Source organism: Thiocapsa sp., assembly GCF_011390875.1.
In the GTDB taxonomy this organism is placed as follows: Bacteria; Pseudomonadota; Gammaproteobacteria; order Chromatiales; family Chromatiaceae; genus Thiocapsa.
This window is the reverse complement of the sequence record NZ_JAABRP010000367.1, coordinates 1-2,379: the sequence shown is the minus strand read 5'-3', so window position 1 is coordinate 2,379 and position 2,379 is coordinate 1. Positions and strand designations below refer to the sequence as shown.

The 2,379-nt window shown below is 64.1% G+C and carries 1 protein-coding gene; it reads left to right on the top strand.

Features of this window, described 5'->3' with window-relative positions:
- Positions 1-1,924 (top strand): pyruvate kinase (locus GPT33_RS18465; protein ID WP_363929519.1); only part of this gene is annotated, 1,924 nt, incomplete at its 5' end.
- Positions 1,925-2,379 lie beyond the last annotated feature (455 nt).

Genomic DNA, 2,379 nt, shown 5'->3' with positions numbered 1-2,379 from the left:
AACACAACCGTCGTATGTTTTCCATTTGGGCCGGCGCTGTCCGGCGGATTCCAACCTCGCAGGCACTCTCCCCATGACCACGACGCCGACTTCTCGCCAACTGGAAAGGCCGATCGCACAACTCGCCGCCCTCCGGGAAGGTGCGGTCGAATTCGAGCGAGCCTACGGCTCCGAGATCGAGAAGGTCGAGCCCAGCCACCGCAACAGCGCACGCAACTTCCTTCACTACCTCAGCATTCGGCAGCACGACATCCGCAGTCTGCAGCAGGATCTCGGTGCTCTGGGACTGTCGTCGCTCGGCGTGCTGGAGCCCCATGCCTTGGCCAGCCTGAACTCGGTGATGGCCATTCTGGAGCAGCTCAGCGGCAAGGATTTCGGCCCTGCGCCGGAGCCGCCGGTGGATTTCCGTACCGGGCCTTTGTTGCTTCGGGATCACACCCGAGCGCTTCTGGGTCCCGAGCCCCGCGACCGATTCGTCCGCATCATGGTGACCATGCCGAGCGAAGCCGCCTCGGATGCGCAACTGGTGCAGGATCTCCTCATCGCCGGGATGGATGTCATGCGCATCAACTGCGCCCACGACGGTCCGGATGCCTGGTTCGCGATGGTGGAAAACCTGCGCCGTGCGGAGCGGATCGTCGGGCGCAACTGCCGCGTGCAGGCCGACCTGGCGGGTCCGAAGCTCCGCACGGGCGCGATTCGGGCGAGCGGGCGGGTAAAACGACTGGCGCCCGATCGGGATGTCTTCGGTCGCATCGCCAGACCCGCTCGCATTTGGCTGACGACGGCGGCCGCGGCCGAGCCGACTCCCGACGATGTTCGCTTCATCTTCCGGATCCAGTGCGGTCTGCTCGCACGACTCGATGTCGGCGACAGCATTGGTCTGACCGACACGCGCGGTCAACACCATGAGCTGAAGATCGTCGAGGCGGTCGGTCAATCGTTCATCGCCGAAAGCGAGCGGACCGCCTATATTCAGGACGAGACCCCGGTGACGGGCCTGCGCGAGGGCAAGTCGATCGGGGAAGGACGCATCGTCGGGATCCCCGACGTGATCAACCCCATCTGCCTCCTGCCGGGCGACACCCTGATGTTGACCCGTCATGACGAACCCGGTACAGAGGCCGAGCGCGACGCATCCGGTCGCATCGTCGCTCCGGCACAGATCCACTGCACCCTCGATGCGGCATTCGAACAGGTCGCGCATGGGCACCGTGTCTGGTTCGACGACGGCAAGATCGGCGGGCTCGTCGAGGAGAACGACGGCCAGCGCATCCGGGTCAGAATCACCCATACCGGACCACACGGCGCGAAGCTGCGCGCCGAGAAGGGCATCAACTTCCCCGACACCGCCCTCGAGATGTCTGCCCTGACCGAAAAAGACCTCGACGACCTGCCGGCAGTCGTCAAGCTCGCCGACATGGTCGCGCTTTCTTTCGTCCGAGGACCCGAGGATGTCGAGCGTCTCCACGACGAGCTCTATCGGCTCGGGGCCAATCATCTCGGGATCGTGCTCAAGATCGAAAACCGTCAGGCCTTCGAGAATCTCCCCCGCATCCTGCTCGCCGCGCTCAACTCGCCTCCCGTCGGGATCATGATCGCGCGGGGTGATCTGGCGGTCGAAGTGGGCTTCGATCGCCTCTCCGAAGTCCAGCAGGAGATCCTGTGGCTCTGCGAGGCGGCGCACGTGCCGGTAATCTGGGCGACCCAGATCCTCGAGGGCATGGCCAAAAAGGGAGCACCGTCACGCGCGGAGGTCTCCGATGCCGCCATGAGTATCCAGGCAGAATGCGCCATGCTCAACAAGGGGCCGAACATCGTCGAGACCGTGCGTTTCCTCGACGGGATCATCGGACGCATGGACGAGCACTACGTCAAACGGCGAGCCACGCTGCGCAAGCTCTCGGTCGCGCAGCTGAAGTAGCCGTCGTGTACGGGTCGCATCTCCCCTGCCCCATCGGGATCTGCGACATGAAGGCAACGGCGCACTCGTCAGACGCTTCTGGCCTAAGTGTCATTGCGCAACGGCGCCGGCGGTCATCAGGCGCATTCCGCCCGAGGACTTGTCACCATTCGGTCGCTTTTCTCTGCCATGCTATGAGGCAAGCATCGACACTGCGACGCCTTACCCCAGCCGCGGCATGGGACGCCGTTGCTCAAGGTTGCTTCTTAAGGTTGTAGATCCGGATCTGCGCCGGCCTCTCCGGATCCTGTCGCCTTCCTCGGCTCCCGCACAATGCCTTTGGAGGACTTATGATCGGGAATCCATCGCGCAACCTTCTGCTTGCCGCTCTCGCGGTCTTTTCCCTCGCTCCGACTTCCGGTGCCGCTTGGGCCGCGGCTTCGGAGAATGCCTGTGCTCCCGCAGCGAATCAGGTC